The following is an 18734-nucleotide window of genomic DNA, read 5'->3' as shown; positions in this document are numbered from 1 at the left end:
TAAAATCTGATAACAGGTTCGCGCCTGGATCAGTGGTCACAGATATGATTTTCATCGTGACCGCAGGTGTTCTCACCCGTCTCCAGGGATTTGGCAAGCCAGGCTTTCACCAGCACTTCAGGATCTTCCACAGGAGCACCGGTAATCACGGCGATATTGCTCTCGGTGAAGAGCGCCTGAGCCCTGCCGCCCATGCCACCGGCGATGACGTGGGTGACACCGTGCTCCGCCAGCCACTTGGGCAGAACGCCGGGCTCGTGGGGAGGAGGAACAAGTTTCTCTGTTCCGGTAACTTTTCCATCAGCAACAGCCACAAAGGCAAATTCCTGGCAATGTCCGAAATGTGCAGTCAGCTGGCCCATGGCCAGTGGAATGGCAATTTTCATATCTTTCTCCTTGGGATATTATTTGATCACTGAGTATAAACGAGGACGTCAGGCCCCCCACCGCGGTGGGGGGCAGGCGACTAAATCCAGTGCCCTTCAACGTTGGCTTCTGAGGACTCCTGGAGCTCGCCGGCTTTGTATTGCTCCACGGCCTGACGGGCACTGCCCTTGGCCCCGGTAACAATTTTAATACCGGCCCCGGTGAGAATACGAAACGCCTTGGGACCGCAATTGCCAGTAATGATGGCGGTACAACCGGTTTCCACGATGGTTTTACCTGCCTGGATCCCTGCACCCTGGGCGGCATTCAAGTTCTGGGTATTTTCTACTACGCTCCAGGACATGGTCTCGGTGTCCACCACAAGAAAACAAGCGGCACGGCCGAATCGAAGATCCATGGGGGCGTCAAAATCTGCTGCTGTAGCTGTCACTGCAATCTTCATTGAAAGTTCTCCTTGGGTTACAGAGCCATTTTAAATGGCCCGTGTTTATCATCGAGAAAATTGACGACCTGCTGCCACACACCACGAATGGCTGTAGCGGCAGGGCCATCGGAGCAGGTGACCAGGGGTTGCCCTTTCACCATAGCCGCCGTGACTCCTTCGTCTACAGGGATGTCACCCACATGGTGCATGCCCTTCTCCTTTGCAAACGCCCGAATGCGTTCCGCCATCATGGGATGAATATCCCACCGGTTGATGGTGAGCATCACCGGCACCTTGAGGAAAGCGGCAAGCTCGGCCACCCGTTCTAAATCGTGAAACCCGGAGACGGTGGGCTCAGTCACCACGACCACGGCGTCGCATCCCGTGGTGGAGGCAATCACCGGGCAACCGATCCCTGGAGGGCCATCGACGAGAATATAATCGGCTCCGGTGGCTTCAACCTGCTTACGGGCCTCACGGCGAAGCAGGGAGACCAGCAGGCCGGAGTTCTCTTCGGCAATTCCGAGACGGGCATGGACCAGAGGGCCATTTTCAGTGCTGGAGTTAAACCAGGTGCCACAGACCCGAGGTTCCATGGTAATAGCCCCTTCGGGGCAGAAATGGGCACACACGCCGCAGCCTTCGCAGGCGATGCGGTTCAGGCGAGGGCCTTTTTCCAGGGCGTTGAATCGACACCGCGTGATGCAGTCGCCGCAATGGGTGCAGGCCTGGATATCGATCTTCGGCAGACTCCCTCCTTCGAAGGGATGTTCCGAATTCACGGTGTGGGGGGTAATCATATAAAGATTCGCGGCGTCGACATCCGCATCCACCAGAACCCGATTGCTGATAAGCGCCGCAAAGGAAGCGGTCACGGTGGTTTTGCCCGTGCCCCCTTTGCCGCTCAAGACGGTAATCTCTTTCATCGCGTCCCCCTTTCCACGGCTGCCCGTATTTTTTCGACCAGGCCGCCAAAGGCCTCAGCCATCTCTGGCATCGCCTCCACCAAAAGCCGTCCCCGGGCGTAATACTCTGCCACCTTTCGGCTGTAAGGAATCGACATCAGAATTTCGATGCCCTCTTCCTCTGCATACCGGACGACCCGATCATCACCGGCATCGGCCCGGTTAATCACGATGCCAAAGGGCATGCCCAGAACCCGCACAGCCTCCACGGCAAGCTTCAGGTCGTTAAGCCCGAAGGGAGTGGGTTCGGTCACCAAAAGCACATAGTGAGTCCCGTTCATGGCGGCGATCACCGGACACGAGGTTCCGGGAGGCGCGTCCACAATGACCAGCTCCCGTCCCTCGGCGGCTTCTTTAACCCGCTCGATGAGGGGAGGGCTCATGGCCTCTCCGACCCGGAGACGCCCTGAGATCAGCTCAATATCGTTCCACTGGCCAATCTCCAATTCCCCTAATTCACGGGATCCTTCCGTCAGAGCACCGGCAGGGCAAACCATGACGCAGCCCCCACAGCTATGGCACATATTGGGAAAAAGGTACAATTCGTCTGCCACCAGCGTGATGGCAGAAAAATGACACAACTCACTGCAGGCGCCACACTGAATGCAGGCATCCTGATCCACCACCGGAATCATGGTGGTGATGGGTGTTTTTCTAAGATTTTTGGGTTCTAGAAACAGATGGACATTGGGCTCTTCCACGTCGCAGTCGAGAAGGGTGGTCCCTTTTCCGACGGCTACGGCGAGGTTGGTGGCCACGGTGGTTTTCCCCGTGCCCCCTTTGCCGCTGGCTACCGTGATGATCATGGCGTTCACTTCCCCGTGTTACGGGTTCATCTTAACGCCGGAGCTCCTTATATGGGAAGAGATGTCTCGGACAACAATCATTTTGAAACAGATTCACGCGGTACTGCGCCGGACCTGGGGATCAAAAAAACGTAACCACGGCATCATTCGAATTCGGGGAACTCGGCTTCTTCTTTCCATACCCTGTGAAATTGGATGCTTCCACACCCCGGACACCCATCGGGCCGACCGGTTCCATAGGGTTCTACCCACCTTTTGCCGCAGTCGCTGCAGACAAACAGGCGCATCTCCTCTGTGATCCGATAGTTACCGCCCTCAACGCGCAGCGCCTTGGCATGAACCAGCGCATCGGCGACTTTACGCCGTGCCTCGCGAACAATACGTCCGAGAGTGGCCCGAGACACATTCATACATCGACCCGCCTCTTCATGGGAAAGCTGTTCCAGATCACAGAGCCTCAGAGATTCCAGTTCGTCCACGGTGAGAAGGGTCTCCTCCAGCTGCCAGAGGGGAATGCCCCCGGGTTTGAAATAGCTGAGGCTGGTGGAAACTCCCACCACCCGTTCTTTTTTCGGACGTACCATAATTCCTCCTGAGTTATGAGCATATGCTCATAAGCTGTTATTTAGACCAGGCCCAACCCTCTGTCAACGTTTTTTTTGGCAGAGAACCGACCGGCCCCTATTCACAGCGAAAACACCCGAAATAAAACGCTAAAATTTAACTCAACCATTTTCCAGACAAAGGGAGGAAGACCGATCCATCCGAACGGAGTTTCTGACCCTGCTTCCCTATTCCCAAGCCCCGGCGGTGTGTGGTACACTTATTTCTATGGATGAAACCTACCGACAAATTCGGGAAAGGGCGAGGGAGCTGGTGCGGGATCTCCCAGCGCCTGCTTTTTATAAAAAGGAAGCCGATGCCCTGTTACGGTCGCACCGGCTTTTTGAACAAAGCAAGCCGCTTAAGGAACTCATGTCCCACCTGAAAGCCGAGCTTGATGAAGACTTCGGGCATGGGCTCTCCCACTCGCAGAAGGTCGCCATCGAAGCCGGTGCCATCGTTTTCGTGGAAGGTAAAAATACCCCGGGTCCCCAGATCGATCACATCATGTTCAAAGCCCACTGTGCCGGTCTCCTCCACGACACCATGCGCAAACACAAAGACCACGCTGAAAAAGGGGCCACCTACGCCCGGAAAGCCCTTCATTTCCTGGGATTTCCCGAAAAAGAGATTGGTGAAATTGCCTTTGCCATTGCCTGTCATGAAGCCTTTCGAGTCCAGGAGACCCCCTGTCCGATGGGACCTGACGCCCAAGGCCTGGCCGACGCCCTCTACGATGCCGATAAATTCCGGTGGGGTCCTGACAATTTCGCGCATACCGTCTGGGATATGGTCTCTTACGCTCGAATCCCCCTGCCCCTGTTCATGACCCACTACCCCAGAGCCCTGGAGGGAATCGCACGGATCAAAGAGACCTTCCGATCCCAAACCGGGAAACTCTATGGCCCGGAATTCATCGATATTGGCCTTGAGGTGGGGAAAAAACTTGATGCCATCATCCGAAACGAGTTTTCCCCGCTCCTCAGCAAACACACCGTCCCCTCGCACCCCACAACCCCATAGCAATGTGCTAAAAAAAGTGACTGTTCAGCTTCCAAAAAAGCCTCCCGCGGATGTAATCACATCCGCCTTTGATTTTAGCATGGCTCTGGAATCATACCATAATCATCTGTAACTATTCAGATAGTGCCTCCGGCGGCCCTGCCGGGGGCTAAACTTTTGCCTAAGTGGCTTCGCCACCCTTGCCGCCGGAGGCATAAGATGAATAGTTCCAAAAAAACAAAAAAAGTCCCCGACAGCGCTGCCGGGGACTCGTTTCCGCGGGAATTCAGCTCGTCACCCGAGCATTTTCCGTTATCAGGAACTCAGCCGTTACCTTTTTTATAGTGGTCGATACGTTCTCTGGGATGGCCCTCTGTTTAAAAATCGATGGGCATGGCGAGTTCTTCAAGTGCGTCCCAGTCGGAAATCGTGATAATCCCCCGGTTCAAATGAATAATGCCCTCTTCCCGAAATTTTTTGAGCTCGCGGTTCACGCTTTCCCGGGTGGCCCCCACCATCTCACCCAGCTCTTTCTGGGTAAAGGTAAGATCGATCTCCACGGGATGGTCACTTCCATCTGAGGCCTGTTCGGCCAACTCCAAGAGACATTTTGCAAGGCGGGTGGAAATACTGAAAAAACAGAGACCTTCCAGGAGGTCGTCTGTTTTACGAATCATGGAGGAGAGGTCGCACAAAAGAGTGCGAAGGGCGTGTTCGTCTTCCTGGAGGATATGAATAAAGGAGTCACGTTCAAGGACCAGTAGGCGGCTCGGGGTCATGGCCACGGCATCGGCGCTTCGGCTCTGTCCATCAAACATCGACATGGTGCCAAAAAAAGAGGGCTCCCTCAAGACGGTCAGGATAATCTCTTCCCCCACGCTGGAAGGCAGAACGATCTTCACGGCGCCCTCTTCAATAATGTACATCTCGTTGCCGTCATCCCCTTTGCGAAAGAGCGCCTCTCCCGGTTTAAGCGTGACAGGTTTCACGGCGGCGGCAATACGCGCAAGGCTGTCGGTGTCCAGGGAACGGAACAGCGGAATGGTCGGCAGCAGGTCATGGGTGAGATCCATGGAATCCTCTCATATCATTTCGTAACACGGCACCCCCGGGTCTTCCCTGGGGCCCTCTTGGAATGGCCCGGCGACAAAGCACACACAGCACGCTGTGCCTTACCGGCGAAGGGCCGACAAAATCGGGGTATTCATCACAAGGGCAGAGTAATCTTCGGTTTTATCAATATCCAGAGTAAACCCTTTTCTGTCAATCTCAAAATAAGTGGAAATGACATCCAGCAGATCCTCCCGCAAGTTATGCAGCACCTCATCGGAGACCTCCAGGCTGTCACACACCAAGGCGAGCTTCAGACGCTTTCTGGCCACATCACTGCTCCGGGGTGCCTCTTTTCCCATCATCTTCTGTAACAGGTTCAGCATCATCTCCCCCTTACCTTGCCAGGCCCATTTTCCGACCCAGGCGTTTAAAGAAGCCACTGTCCGTCCGGGGCACTTCGATAGGCAAATCGGTCTGTCCGGCAAGACGTCCGGCAATGCGCTCAAACGCGCGCCCCGCTTTGGAGTCCTTCTGCATCACCAGGGGAACCCCGGTGTTGGTGGAGACAATCACCTGCTCATCCATCTCCACAAGGCCCAGCAGTTCCACCGAAAGCACATCCACCACATCCTCGTGACTGAGCATATCACCGCGCGCCACCATCTGGGGCACAATACGGTTCACCACGAGTCGGGGCACAATCTCCTTGGCCAGGAGCAAGCCGATAATACGGTCTGCATCTCGAATGGAAGAGACCTCGGGCATGCAGACCACCACCGCGTCGTCCGCTGCGGCCACGGCGTTTTCAAAGCCCTGTTCAATGCCCGCAGGACAGTCGATCAGGATAAAATCGTAGTCGCTTCGAATCTCGGAGATAAAGGCCGTCACCTCATCCGGACTCATGGTGTTCTTGTTGTCGCTCTGGGAGGCGGGGATGAGAAAAAGGTTGTCGATGCGCCGGTCCTTAATGGCCACCTGGGAGGATTTGCACTTGTGCTTCACCGCATCCACCACGTTAAAGACGATCCGGTTTTCCAACCCCATCACCACATCGAGGTTGCGCAGTCCGATATCCATATCCACCACGGCCGTCTTCTTGCCCTTAAGGGCCAGGGCCGCACCGATGGAAGCCGTTGCCGTCGTTTTGCCCACACCGCCTTTACCCGATGTGATCACGATCACTCTGCCTTTCACGTATCCAACTCTCCTGTCCGTGTGTTTCACGTTGACGATGCGCCTGCTAAAAGACATCGTGTTATCAAAGGGGACCCAGCCCTGCAGCGCGCCACAAAAAAACAGCAAGCGGCGATGCGGAGGCCCTGCCTAAGTTCTCCAGGTGAGAACCGGGGCTTTGGCAAAGGGATTTTCATCCAGATAGTCGGCCACCACCACCCGCCCGGCGGCGACAAAGGCATATTCTACCCGTCCCGGTTTTGCCGGCACATGATGATCGGCCACATGGGGCCCCACCTGCAACTGCATGGGCCGGAAATCCAGGGCCATGACAATGGAGGATGAGTCACTGGGATTACCGGCCACGGCGGTTCCACGCAGGCTGCCCATCACGTAGATATCGCCTCCGGCCACCACCTCGCCCCCCGGGTTCACATCTCCCAACACCACCAGATGCCGTTCCGAGTTCACCCTCTGCCCGGAGCGCACCCGCCCTGTCAGAACCTGGGTCTCTAGAACAGAGGGCGTGGCAATCATCTCTGCCCCCTGGCTTTCCGGTGGTTCCCCGTAGGGCAGAACACCGGAGACAGCAAAACGATCCTGCAACACCAGCGCAAGACGATCCGCCCAGAGGGCTGACCCGGACCAGCTTCCGGCATCTACCTGAACCAGAGCACCCGCCGCAAGATTTCTGAGCTGGCGAAAAATCCGAATGGTGGCTTTCAGGATGTGATCTTCTGAGGCCTTTGGGTCCACGGAGAGCAAAAACCCGTCCCCATATCCCTTAATTTTTACCGCTGTGTTCGCCGATCCAAACAAAACTGCCACTGCAACCCTTTCCTTAACATAATGGCAACATAACAAATAACCCCGCTGCACGGCACATCCCGGCACATCAGCCAGAGGACGTATAGGGGGACCGCAACAGCCTGTTTATCGACAGACGAGTCCACAATTTTTTGGAAGCCCATCAGCAATAATAGCTATTCAAACAAACACCCAATCATAAAAAACCAAAGGATATCGGTCAAGACAGATCACGTAAGGATAGAATAATAGAGGGTCACAAAGGAGGGAACTGATTTTAGAAAATACCAGGTAGGCAAATAACATACTAAAATTTTGAGGGTTTATCACCCACATGGCTACAGGGGAGCGTTCACTCCCCTCTTCCGTTTTTAGGACACATAGACCCGGGGTACCCGGGAAGCGACCATGCAGGTTACCTCATAATTGATGGAATCAATGATGTCCGCAATCTCATCGGCGGAAACGACGGCCTCGGCCTGGCTGCCCATGATCACCACCTCATCCCCGACGCAGACGCCGTCAATACCGGTCACGTCAATCAGGGTCATATCCATGCAGACCCGTCCCAGGACAGGGGCACTTTCTCCCCGCACCAGCATGCGCCCACGCCCCGACAAAAACCGGGGATACCCATCCCCGTAACCGTAAGGCACCGTTGCCACCCAGGTCTCTTTTTCGGCCTTCCAGGAACCGCCATAACTGACGCAGCCCCCTTTCTGTACGCGCTTGAGCTGAACAATACACCCCTTGACCTGCATGGCAGGTTGAACGCCCAGGTGTTCCACACGGACATCCCGGGAGGGGTTCAATCCATACAGGGAGATGCCCCCCCGCACCATATCAAAATGGGCTTCAGGCATCGTAAAGATACCGGCCGTGTTAGCGGCGTGACGGACGTCAAAGGTGAGCCCCCGGGCCTCAAGGTGAGAGAGAACCGCGGAAAACCGGGCCAATTGTTCCCGGGCATCGCCCAGGTCGACTTCATCCGCGGTGGCAAAATGGGTAAAAATACCTTCGGCGTAGAGCCCCGGAAGGGACGCGGCCCCGAGGATAGACTCCGCACAGCACAGCGCCGACGCGTCCATCGGTTGCGGCACCGCATCAAAGCCCACACGGCCCATGCCGGTGTCTACCTTGATGTGCCCCAACACACGACCCCCCTCTTTTTCCGCGGCACGGCTTAAAGAGAGGGCATGGTCAGCATCCACCACCGCCTGACGAAGCGCATACCGCAGCAGGAGAGGGACCCCTGCAGCCGAGGTGTGCCCCAAAATAAGAATGGGGGCGTCAAGGCCCGCCTCCCGCAGGGTGACCGCCTCAGAAAGCCGCGCAACGCCTAACCAGGAGGCTCCATGGGCAAGGGCGGTCCGGGCCACGTGTACGGCTCCGTGGCCATAGGCATTGGCCTTCACCACCGCCATGAGCTTCGCCTTGCCGGCATGCTTTTTCAAAATTTGTGTGTTCGCAGCAATACACTTCAGGTCTATTTCTGCGTAAATGGGTTCGGGCACGTTGCCGATCACCGTCATGGCTCACCTCCACAGACGCACATCATGACAGAATCGAAAACAATCCGAGAAACGGCGATCAACGCCAATCCTGGGCACGTTCTTCACGAAGCCACCATGTCACATTACGTCATCCTGAGAACACAGCGCCCGACCTTCCCCTCGGCCACAAGCTTGAACCGTTTGAGAAGCGCCGGAGAAATCCCTTCATGATCATTAAAAAATTCGGGATTCAGGGTGTGCTTGGGGTTAAACTCCTGCAGAGCATAAAGCTCCGCGCCTTCAATCATGCAGGTGATGGTGTCAAGGACGGCTTCATCGATAAAAGGGGAGGTGCAGGTGGTCCGAAATTCATGGGGCAGCCCCGAATGCAAAATGGCCGACACACTCTCCCGGAGCTCCACCTCGATGGAGCGACTTGAAAGATAAGGCTCATAAGAGGCCGGGTCTGTTTTAATATCCATGGCCACATAATCCACCAGATTTTGCTCCATCAGGGATTTCAGCATGGCCGGACGGCTGCCGTTGGTGTCCAGCTTCACCAGGTACCCCATCGCCTTCAGCGTGCCGATAAACTCGGGGAGATCGTTGTGAAGGCAGGGTTCCCCACCACTGACCACCACGGCGTCCAGACGCCCAACCCGACGCTTTAAAAAATCGAGCACCGCATCGACCTCATACGGGGTCTCAGGCCCTCCCGCCGACACCAACCCTGCGTTATGGCAATAAGGGCAAGTGAGATTGCAGCCATAGGTAAAGACCACCGCCCCGATCTTTCCGGGGTAATCAATGAGCGAGCATTTGTTCAAACCGCCGATAATCATATCCAGCCGACTCCTTCCATCACCAGACGCCCGGACGGCGTCCGGGCATGTGCCGCTTAAAATAGTCGGGGCCGATCTTTCCTGCAAGAAAAAATCGGCCCCGACACAAACATGAAGGCTCAGTGTACTCACCGAACCCTGTGCTGATCAACCCTCGGGGCTAACCCGAATATTTCATGAAAAAACGACCATACCAAGACAATAATGAGTTATTGTAGCTTGTTACCAATAAATATATAGACATTTCAAAAATGCAAAATGTAATTCACCATTTTCTACTCACTTTTCTCACCCTTCGGGCGAGCCGAGTGCACCCATCTTCTGCGTTATCAGAGCTTTGAGGTAAACCACTACATCTGCAGCTCTGATGCCTTGAATATGGATGCACTCGACTCGTGAAATATCCGGGCTAAGCCACCTTAAAGGTCTGACGCATGGTAAATTCACTCTGCTTGCCGTTATTCCACTGAGAAACAGGCCGCAGGTAACCCACCACACGAGAGTAGATTTCCGTTGTGCTCCCGCACTTCTCACATATCGGGACTTCTCCAGAGATATACCCATGGGACGGGCAGACACTGAAGGTAGGGGTCAGGGTAAAGTAAGGCAGGCGGTAATTGCCGGACACTTTTTTTACCAGGGCCTTCACGGCTTCCACGTCGGTGACCTCTTCCCCCAGGAACATGTGAAGCACCGTGCCGCCAGTGTACTTGGTCTGGAGCTCATCCTGGAGATCCAGCACCTCAAAGAGATCGTCGCTGTAATTCACCGGCAGATGGGTGGAGTTGGTATAAAAAGGGTCATCGCCGTTTCGGAACGCCTCCTCATTGGCACAAACCGCATCGGGGTACCGCTTCTTATCCTTCATGGCCAGTCGATAACCGGTGCCTTCACCGGGGGTGGCTTCCAGGTTAAAAATATCGCCGGTCTCATCCTGAAGCTCTTCCAGGCGGCCACGGATGTGATCCAGAATACGCAAGGCCATTGCGTTGCCTTCGGGATCGGCGATCCCCTTGCCCATGAAATTTTCAAGGGCTTCCTGCATCCCGATGATGCCGATGGTGGAAAAGTGGTTCTTCCAGTAAATACCGAAGCGTTCCTTGATGTGGCGCAGGTAAAACTTGGAGTAGGGGTAGAGATTCTTCTCGGTGAACTCTTCGAGAATCTTGCGCTTGATCACCAGGCTCTCCTTGGCCAGCTGGATCAACTCATCCAGTCTCGCCAGAAAAGCCTCTTCGGTTTTGGCCTGTTTGCCGATGCGGGGCAGGTTCAGCGTCACCACACCGATGGAGCCGGTCAGGGGGTTGGCTCCGAAAAGGCCTCCGCCGCGTTTAAGAAGGACTCGGTTGTCCAACCGCAGGCGGCAGCACATGGACCGTGCGTCGTCAGGGCTCATGTCGGAGTTGACGAAGTTGGAAAAGTAGGGGATGCCATAGCGTCCCGTCATTTTCCAGATCATATCGAGGTTGGGATTGTCCCAGTCGAAATCCACGGTGATGTTGTACGTGGGAATGGGGAAAGTAAACACACGCCCCTTGGCATCCCCCTCCATCATCACCTCGGCAAAGGCGCGGTTCAGGGTATCCATCTCTTCCTGAAACTCGCTGTAGGTCTCGTCAAGATCCTCGCCGCCGATAAGAATGGGGGTGTCTTTGAGGTTTTTCGGTACCACAAGGTCCATGGTGATGTTGGTAAAAGGCGTCTGAAATCCAACACGGGTGGGAATGTTGATGTTGAAAACGAACTCCTGAAGCGCCTGCTTCACCTTGTCATACGGAAGCTCGTCCTTGCGGATAAAGGGAGCCAGGAGGGTATCAAAGTTGCTGATGGCCTGGGCGCCCGCCGCCTCCCCTTGAAGGGTGTAGAAAAAGTTTACGATTTGACCCAAAGCGGTCCGAAGATGCTTGGGCGGAGTGCTCTCGACCTTGCCGGCCACGCCCTTGAATCCCACGCGTAAAAGATCCTGAAGATCCCAGCCCACACAGTAAACGGAAAGCAGGCTCAAGTCATGAATATGGAGATCCCCTTCGTTGTGCGCCTCACGGATGGCCTTGGGATAAATCCGGTTCAGCCAGTACTCTGCGGTGATATCCGAGGAGATGTAGTTGTTCAGGCCCTGGAGAGAGTAGCTCATGTTGCTGTTCTCTTTAATCTTCCAGTCGAGCTTTTTAATGTAGTTGTCCATCAGCTCGGTGTTGGCCTTGATGGTGATGTTTCGAATCTGGGCACGCTGCTCACGGTAGAGAATATAAGCCTTGGCGGTCTTGTAAAACGGAGAATCCAGGAGCACTCGCTCCACAATGTCCTGAACCTCCTCCACGTCAGGGACCGCACCCAGACGAAGGGTACGCGCCATGCTGAGAAACTTCATGGTCAGCATCTTGCCTTCCCGCTCCCCGAACTCCCCTGTCACCTTCCCCGCCTTAGAGATGGCCGCTGTTATCTTGGAAGAATCAAATTCAACCACACTACCGTTTCGTTTTTTTATTCGATCGAACAAATGCATACCCCTTCTTCATCTTTAACGTTCACAGGTTTACACGGACCGCACTGAAGAGACATCCTCGCCCTCTGCATCAAGGGCGCATCTCATTTAGTGACAGTCAGGTTACGGTCCCGGTCTCATCGTCACACACCATGGTTTGGGCTGGGGGGGAGCCGCGATGCGCATACGCATCCCCATGGACAGCCGCTGACAATGAAACCACCATCTCCTCTTGTATTTTGTAAAGACTGCTTACATCGGATTTTTTTTATTGGAAAGATACCGACCGACAGGCCTCGAGCCAGAGGTCATCCCTGCCATTCAATTCGGTAACGATGTGACATGACACAACGGACATGGTGCGTCACTGATGTAGAGCCTGTGATTCACCACCGTTGTCATAGATTATATTGTGAATATCCCTATTATTCTGCATGAATTACCCCATAGAGCATGGAGTCACCTGATTTTTCAGGATTCCAAGGACTCAATTTTCAGCTTGGCCGTCCCAAGAGGATACGGCATCGTGAAAGCGGGTGCCGGGTAAGGTCCCGGGGGTTTCTACGCCTTCAGTTAGACCCGAAGACAACCCAAGTTTACACAATATATAGGCAGTGTCAAGAGCCTTTTCCCATATATTGTATATTCCCCCTCCGGGACACCTCCACGCATATCCCGAAAAAATTCAAGGATGTAGACGCGTTGTCACGTTTGTAAACAAGGATCACGAAGCGGTATCCTACTTATATTTCCGTCCCAGAAAGGTGAAAAAAAAGCCAATTCCGTTCATTGACAGGAAACACAAAAAAAAGCCGTCCCAATGAACGGTGAAGTCATGCTACATTCCTTCTACACAACCCACGTAATCACCGTTCATCGAGTCGACTCTTATACAGACAGACAGGAACCAAACGCCCCTTCAAGAGAACGCATCCATCGGCAGAGAAAAGGGACGACAGGAGATCACCATGTTCGAAGAAAAACGGTCCTCACGACTCTCCGCAGGAGGGTCTCCCCCCGGCCTTAAACGGGCCATCGGTGGATTGTATCGGTCCCGCGTCACCTCACGTATTCTCATCCTGATCGCCCTTGTCTCCGCCCTGTTCGGTGGGGTGGGGCTGGAGGTCTGCCTGACGGAGTCGCCATGGGAAAAACATATCTGGATTCCCTCCCTGCTGATCATCCTGGCGGTGTGGATCTTCGTCTCCCACCTCCTGCACACCATCCGCATCAAACTCTTCGGAAAATAAACCGGCCTGCCGGTAAACGCAAAACTGCCCTGCTGACGCCACCGCGTTCACCAGGGCAGTGTTTCCATTGATCCATCCCAGGAAGCCCTCCATAGAATAGACGGACACTCCAGCCGGGCAGCCATTGCCGACTCAGACCAACAGCAACTCGGTAAAATAATGTAAAATCCGGGCCGTGGCCCCCCACACCGTCATATCCTCCACCGGATAAAGCAACTCCTCCCACCCGGGAACACGGCCGGTATACGCTTTTTCATGATGGGTTTTTACGAGGTTCTTCAGGGGGATCATCACGATCCGAGCAATCTCAGAGGCGTCGTAGACCACCTCCTCTTCATCCCCTTCCCAAATCCCGAAGAACGCCTCGATTTCGGTACTATTGATGGTCTGAAAATGCCCCAGGGATCCGATATAATCCACCTCCGACGAAAGAATCCCGGTCTCCTCCTCCAACTCACGATACGCCGTGGCAAGGGGAGAAAAATCCACAGGGTCCTGGTGTCCCCCAGGGAGGGCCACCTGATTGGCCCAGGGATAGCCCTTGTTATCGGCCTTCAAAATAGCCAGGATGGTGGGAGAGGTCTCCGGAGAACGCAAAAGCATAAACACGGATGCCTTTTTCAAATGCTCCCCGGCCGAATCGGGATGCTCCGTGGAACAAATACGCTCCCGGGCTGCGGTTACATCAAATGGGGCCATCGCACTCATTGACTGTTTCTACCCTTCGTTCACCATGAACTGTAACATGTTCAGAAACTCACTGGGATCCATATACCCCGCCCGAAAATTGATCGGGTTCCCGCCCTCATCAAGAAACCAGCTGAGAGGCAGGCCCCGCACTTTGAACTTTCGGGCCAGCGCTTTTTCTTTATTCGTATCCACTTGCACCGGAACAAAATATTCATTCAAAAAGGCAATCACCTTTTTTGATTTAAAGGTGGTGTTGGCCATTTTCGTACAATAGGTGCACCAGTCCGCGTGAAAATTGACGTATATTTTCTTGCCGCTGGAAGCCGCCAGGGCCAGCCCGGCATCATACGACTGCCACTGAATACCGCCGGGCGTACTCTCCAGAGCCTGGGCGGAAACGGCGGTGACCGACACACAGATAAAAATCGTCAAAAACGATTTCAAGGCTTTACGCATAACATTCTCCACAGGGAAAAAGGCAAGGGATCGCCCCCCATGAGGGGCCCCGTCAGGCCTGCCGATTTAAATGGGTTTCTTACCATAATTAACAAAAAACCATAACGGTTAAAGGATTGCAAGGGTATTGATCGAGCCGGTCAAAAGCACAATCCCCACGACCACAAGCAGCACACCGGCCACTTTATTCACGTAAGGCAACACCCGCTGCGCTTTTTTTAAAAAACCAAGCATGCCACCGATAAAGACAGAGATCAGGATAAAGGGCAGAGCCAGCCCGGCGGAATACACCGAAAGCAGGGCCATCCCCCTGGCCACCGTCTCCTGGTTCCCGGCAAGGACCAGGATGGAGCCCAGCATGGGGCCGATACAGGGACTCCACCCCGCCCCGAAGGCCATGCCCACCACAAACACACCGAAAAGGTGCAGAGGCTTCCGACGGACCTTGAGTCGTTTGTCAAACTCCAGCCCGGAAATACGAAGCACACCCATAAAATGAAGCCCGAATAAAATCACCAGCACCCCGCCACCGATTCTGAGCCACTCCTTATGATCGTAAAAAAAACCACCGAGGGATGAAACAGCAGCCCCCAGAAGCACAAAGATAAAGGAGAACCCCAGGACATAAGCAAGGGTGGCAAGAATCACCTGCTTCCGAACCGCAGCCCCCCCCGTATTCAAATCTTCGAGAGACAGGCCGGTAATAAAGGTAAAATAAGCAGGGACCAACGGCAGAACACAGGGGGAAAAGAACGAGAGCAGGCCTGCTACAAAAGCCGCACTCCACGAAACCGTCAAAAAACCATTCATAAGAACGCAGACTCCGGAGAAAAAAAGCGGGCCAGAAGCCCGCTTACCAATAAAGCCGATGTTCCCGGCCAGAAATTTGATTGAATTATATGGCAGTTATCCGGGAAAGGCAAATAATACCTTCCGCACCCCTTTCCTTACCAGACAAATAATTATCCATCATACCAGTCATTTCTACCCTCTCAGCATCCAATATTTAGCCATCCGGCCCAAGAAACACGAAATCGGCCTTTTTTTAAAAAAAAATATAAGTAATCTCCGTTTCCTGCCGATAAGAACGATAAAATGAAAATAACATGTCCAACGGACAAGGCATCCAATGCACCTGACCGGCTGAGCTGGAGGTATATGCAATGATTTTTGAAGATGACGACACCTTACGAATGTACGTGGAAGAGTCCCTGGAGCACCTTTCGGACATCGAAAGTGACCTCCTGGCCATCGAAGAGGCAGGGCTTGAAAACGGTGAAGAGCTGATCAACAATGTGTTTCGAGCAGCCCACTCTATTAAGGGGGGGGCAGGTTTCATGGGACTCACGGCGGTGAAGGAGCTCTCTCATAACCTGGAAAACGCTTTGAACATGATGCGCAACGGGGAGCTCGAGCCGACCCCTGGGGTCATCAGCACCCTGCTCACCGCCTTCGATAAATTGACGGAGCTGATCAACAACATCGACACCAGCAACGAGGCTGACATCTCCCGTTTTGTCGAGGCCCTCATCGCCATCGACAGCCTGCCCGACACTCCCGGGACCCGTGATGCGCAGACAGAAGAGCCCGATAAGGACCCCCTGTCCCCCTTCACGGTAGACACGGAAGAACTTGGCAAAGTTCTGAAGCAGGGCAAATACATCTACCGGCTTACGTATGACCTGAACCGGGACATCGCCGATCAGGGCAAGGTGGTCAACGAGGTGCTGACCACCCTGAGCAACAGCGGCATGATCCTGGACTCCACGGATCCTGTGGCGGCACCCGACAGCGAAGGGAATCGTCCCTTCCTCGTCCTCTTTGCCTCCATTATTGAGCCTGACATCGCCCCACTGCTCGCCGACCTGGATGAATCCTCCGTGCTGGACATCACGCCGCTTATCGGCGGAGCCGAAACCGATATACAGGAGATCGTCGAAGAGGCCCAAGCCGCTCCCGCGCCACTGGCTCAAAGCACCCCCGAACCGGTTCTCCCAACGCCTGCGCCTCAACCGCAGCCCGTTGTATCTGCCCCCACACCCAAAGCAGAGCCCTCCGAAGCGCGCCCCACGGAAACGGACACGCGAAGCAAAGGGCAGACCTCCATCCGCGTCAACCTGGAACTCCTCGACACGCTCATGACCCTGGCCGGTGAACTCGTTCTCAGCCGCAACCAACTCATGCAGGGCATCACGGGAAGCAACACGCGCGCCGTGGAGACCTCCGGCCAGCGCATCGACATGATCACCTCCGAACTCCAGGAGGCCATCATGCGAACCCGTATGCAGCCGATCTCCAACGTCTTCAACAAATTTACCCGCGTGGTCCGGGACCTTTCAGGGACCCTGAACAAAAAGGTCGATCTCTTCATTGAAGGCAAGGACGTTGAACTCGATAAAACCATCATCGAGTCCATCAACGACCCCCTCACCCACCTGGTACGAAACTCCGTGGACCACGGCATTGAGTCTCCCGAAGAGCGCAGCCGACTGGGCAAGTCCCCCACCGGCCGCATCTTCCTCAAGGCCTTCCACGAAGCGGGCCAGGTGAACATTGAGATCAGCGACGACGGCGGCGGCATCGATGGCGAAGCCATGGCGTCAGCAGCCGTCAGAAAAGGGCTCCTCAGCGAGTCCGACGTGGCTGTCATGAGCACCAAAGAGAAGGTGGGCCTCATCTTCTTACCGGGATTCTCCACCGCACGCCAGGTCACCGATGTCTCCGGCCGCGGTGTGGGCATGGACGTGGTAAAAACCAACCTCGATAAGCTCGGCGGCATCATCGACATCCACTCCAAGCCCGGCAAAGGGACCACGATTCTCATCAAGCTCCCCCTGACCCTGGCCATTATCCCCAGCCAGATCGTCTCGGTGGAGAACGAGCGCTACGCCATTCCCCAGGTGAACCTCGACGAGCTTCTGCGCATCCCCGCCGCCCAGGTTAAAGATCGGATTGAAAAGGTCGGCAACGCCGACGTCGTCAGACTCCGTGGTGCACTTTTACCCCTCTTGCGTCTCACCGATCTCTTAGAAATTGATCCCACCTTTGTGCACCCCGAAGATGGAAAGATTTATCCGGACAAACGCCGCAACCTCGCCGACCGCCGCCAGGGCGATGAGGATGAACTTCCCGAAGAGATCCGTGAACTCCGAACCGGTGACGACAGGCGTTATCGAAGCGACAGCGCCATCAACATCGCCGTGGTCTCCGCTGGAAACTTCAAATACGGCCTGGTGGTGGACGAACTCCGGGACTCTGAAGAGATCGTGGTGAAGCCCCTCGGGCGTCACCTGAGCAAAAGTGACGGCTACGCAGGTGCCACCATCATGGGCGATGGACGTGTCGCCCTCATCCTGGATGTCGCCTCTCTGGCCAAGATGGGCCGCCTCAACGAGACCTCCACCAAAGCCATCAGCGCCGCTGAAGAGGCCTCGGCAAAAGAACACGGCGCCGCCGGCAGCGACCGCACGGCCCTGCTCACATTTAAAGGCAGCGACACCGAACACTTTGCAGCCCCCCTCAACCTGGTGGAACGCATTGAGCGCGTAAAATCCAGTGACATTGAAGAGGTGGGCGGACGCCGGGTGATCCAATACCGTGGCGGCAGCCTTCCCCTAAATGAGATCTCGGAAGTGGCCAATGTGGCCAAGGTTCCGGACAGCGACCAGTACGAAGTGGTCGTCTTCCGAGTGGGAGGCAGGGAGACAGGCCTTCTCGTCACCCCGCCGGTGGATGCTGTGGAAGTAGACCTGAACGTGGACGCCTCCACCCTCAAGCAGAACGGGATCATGGGCTCCTTGATCGTCGGAGACCACACCACCCTCATGGTGGACATCTTTGAGCTGGTTCGGACCGTTAACCCCACCTGGTTTGAAGAGAATCGCCCCACCGGGCCGGACCTCACAGCCAAGAGCAGCGAGATTCGCATCCTCTTCGCCGAAGACTCCGCCTTCTTCCGCAACCAGGTCTCCAACTTCTTAAACGACGAAGGGTTTATCGTCACCACCGCCGAAGACGGTGCCGAGGCGTGGGATTACCTGCAAAAAACAGACGACGAATTCACCGTGGTCCTCACCGACCTTGAGATGCCCAACATGGACGGCTTTGAGTTGACCAAAAAAGTCAAGGCATCCGCGACATACGGACACCTGCCCGTGGTGGCCCTCACCTCCCTTGCCAGCGAACGGGACATGCACAAAGGCAAAGAAGCCGGCATCGACAGTTATCAGATCAAACTGGACCGGGAAAAGCTGATTGATGTGGTTCGAGAGTTCTCCCTGTAAACAGGCAACCCCATC

The 18734-nt window shown here is 55.0% G+C and carries 18 protein-coding genes; 3 read left to right on the top strand and 15 right to left on the bottom strand.

What is annotated here, in order from left to right; genetic code table 11:
* Positions 1–29: 29 nt before the first annotated feature.
* From Q1Q75_RS03820 to Q1Q75_RS03800, 5 genes are all read right to left on the bottom strand, one after another.
* On the bottom strand, positions 30–386 hold the full coding sequence (locus Q1Q75_RS03820; RefSeq protein WP_300667687.1) for a NifB/NifX family molybdenum-iron cluster-binding protein: 357 nt from the start codon (positions 384–386) through the stop codon (positions 30–32).
* 80 nt (positions 387–466) lie between these two features.
* The gene (locus tag Q1Q75_RS03815; protein WP_300667686.1) at positions 467–829 is read right to left on the bottom strand and encodes a NifB/NifX family molybdenum-iron cluster-binding protein; all 363 of its coding nucleotides are present in this window, start codon (positions 827–829) and stop codon (positions 467–469) included.
* Positions 830–846: 17 nt separating this feature from the next.
* Positions 847–1737 carry an ATP-binding protein gene (locus Q1Q75_RS03810; RefSeq protein ID WP_300667685.1) on the bottom strand — a complete coding sequence of 297 codons (891 nt, stop codon included), beginning with the start codon at positions 1735–1737 and terminating at the stop codon, positions 847–849.
* Positions 1734–2582 carry an ATP-binding protein gene (locus Q1Q75_RS03805; RefSeq protein ID WP_300667684.1) on the bottom strand — a complete coding sequence of 283 codons (849 nt, stop codon included), beginning with the start codon at positions 2580–2582 and terminating at the stop codon, positions 1734–1736. The genes Q1Q75_RS03810 and Q1Q75_RS03805 overlap by 4 nt, the downstream gene beginning before the upstream one ends.
* A 143-nt stretch (positions 2583–2725) precedes the next feature.
* Positions 2726–3166, bottom strand: a complete 441-nt coding sequence (locus tag Q1Q75_RS03800) for a DUF134 domain-containing protein (RefSeq protein ID WP_300667683.1) — start codon at positions 3164–3166, stop codon at positions 2726–2728.
* Between the two features lie 247 nt (positions 3167–3413).
* Here Q1Q75_RS03800 and Q1Q75_RS03795 point away from each other — a divergent pair, with 247 nt between their 5' ends.
* A complete protein-coding gene (locus tag Q1Q75_RS03795; RefSeq protein ID WP_300667682.1) occupies positions 3414–4208 on the top strand; it encodes a hypothetical protein in 795 nt (264 codons plus the stop codon).
* Positions 4209–4564: 356 nt separating this feature from the next.
* Here Q1Q75_RS03795 and Q1Q75_RS03790 read toward each other — a convergent pair whose 3' ends face one another.
* The 7 genes from Q1Q75_RS03790 to Q1Q75_RS03760 all read right to left on the bottom strand — a co-directional run bounded on the left by Q1Q75_RS03790 (position 4565) and on the right by Q1Q75_RS03760 (position 12055).
* Positions 4565–5260: a Crp/Fnr family transcriptional regulator gene (locus tag Q1Q75_RS03790; protein WP_300667681.1), complete on the bottom strand. Its 696-nt coding sequence runs from the start codon at positions 5258–5260 to the stop codon at positions 4565–4567.
* Between the two features lie 99 nt (positions 5261–5359).
* On the bottom strand, positions 5360–5623 hold the full coding sequence (gene minE, locus Q1Q75_RS03785; protein ID WP_300667680.1) for a cell division topological specificity factor MinE: 264 nt from the start codon (positions 5621–5623) through the stop codon (positions 5360–5362).
* A gap of 10 nt (positions 5624–5633) precedes the next feature.
* A complete protein-coding gene (gene minD / locus Q1Q75_RS03780) occupies positions 5634–6434 on the bottom strand; it encodes a septum site-determining protein MinD (protein ID WP_300667679.1) in 801 nt (266 codons plus the stop codon).
* A 129-nt stretch (positions 6435–6563) separates the two neighbouring features.
* Positions 6564–7241 carry a septum site-determining protein MinC gene (locus tag Q1Q75_RS03775; RefSeq protein ID WP_300667678.1) on the bottom strand — a complete coding sequence of 226 codons (678 nt, stop codon included), beginning with the start codon at positions 7239–7241 and terminating at the stop codon, positions 6564–6566.
* A 350-nt stretch (positions 7242–7591) separates the two neighbouring features.
* A complete protein-coding gene (alr, locus tag Q1Q75_RS03770; RefSeq protein WP_300667677.1) occupies positions 7592–8752 on the bottom strand; it encodes an alanine racemase in 1161 nt (386 codons plus the stop codon).
* A gap of 104 nt (positions 8753–8856) precedes the next feature.
* Entirely contained in the window at positions 8857–9555 is a 699-nt protein-coding gene (locus Q1Q75_RS03765) for an anaerobic ribonucleoside-triphosphate reductase activating protein (RefSeq protein ID WP_300667676.1), read from the bottom strand.
* 409 nt (positions 9556–9964) lie between these two features.
* Positions 9965–12055 carry a ribonucleoside triphosphate reductase gene (locus Q1Q75_RS03760; RefSeq protein ID WP_300667741.1) on the bottom strand — a complete coding sequence of 697 codons (2091 nt, stop codon included), beginning with the start codon at positions 12053–12055 and terminating at the stop codon, positions 9965–9967.
* Positions 12056–13008: 953 nt separating this feature from the next.
* Between Q1Q75_RS03760 and Q1Q75_RS03755 the strand changes: the two genes are divergently transcribed.
* The gene (locus Q1Q75_RS03755) at positions 13009–13290 is read left to right on the top strand and encodes a hypothetical protein (protein WP_300667675.1); all 282 of its coding nucleotides are present in this window, start codon (positions 13009–13011) and stop codon (positions 13288–13290) included.
* Between the two features lie 132 nt (positions 13291–13422).
* On the opposite strand, the gene Q1Q75_RS03750 is transcribed toward Q1Q75_RS03755, so the two are convergent.
* The 3 genes from Q1Q75_RS03750 to Q1Q75_RS03740 all read right to left on the bottom strand — a co-directional run bounded on the left by Q1Q75_RS03750 (position 13423) and on the right by Q1Q75_RS03740 (position 15246).
* The gene (locus tag Q1Q75_RS03750; RefSeq protein ID WP_300667674.1) at positions 13423–13989 is read right to left on the bottom strand and encodes a CoA pyrophosphatase; all 567 of its coding nucleotides are present in this window, start codon (positions 13987–13989) and stop codon (positions 13423–13425) included.
* An 18-nt stretch (positions 13990–14007) separates the two neighbouring features.
* Complete coding sequence (locus Q1Q75_RS03745) at positions 14008–14436, bottom strand: thioredoxin fold domain-containing protein (protein ID WP_300667673.1); 429 nt, start codon at positions 14434–14436, stop codon at positions 14008–14010.
* Between the two features lie 108 nt (positions 14437–14544).
* Positions 14545–15246 (bottom strand): cytochrome c biogenesis protein CcdA, encoded by a 702-nt coding sequence (locus Q1Q75_RS03740; protein ID WP_300667672.1) that lies wholly within the window; start codon positions 15244–15246, stop codon positions 14545–14547.
* A 353-nt stretch (positions 15247–15599) separates the two neighbouring features.
* On the opposite strand from Q1Q75_RS03740, the gene Q1Q75_RS03735 reads away from it, so the two are divergent.
* Complete coding sequence (locus Q1Q75_RS03735) at positions 15600–18719, top strand: chemotaxis protein CheW (protein ID WP_300667671.1); 3120 nt, start codon at positions 15600–15602, stop codon at positions 18717–18719.
* Positions 18720–18734: the final 15 nt, after the last annotated feature.

It is taken from the genome of Desulfoluna sp., assembly GCF_030145185.1.
Classification (GTDB): Bacteria; Desulfobacterota; Desulfobacteria; order Desulfobacterales; family Desulfolunaceae; genus Desulfoluna.
The sequence above is the reverse complement of the archived record's forward strand: the minus strand, read 5'-3'. Positions and strand labels throughout refer to the sequence as shown.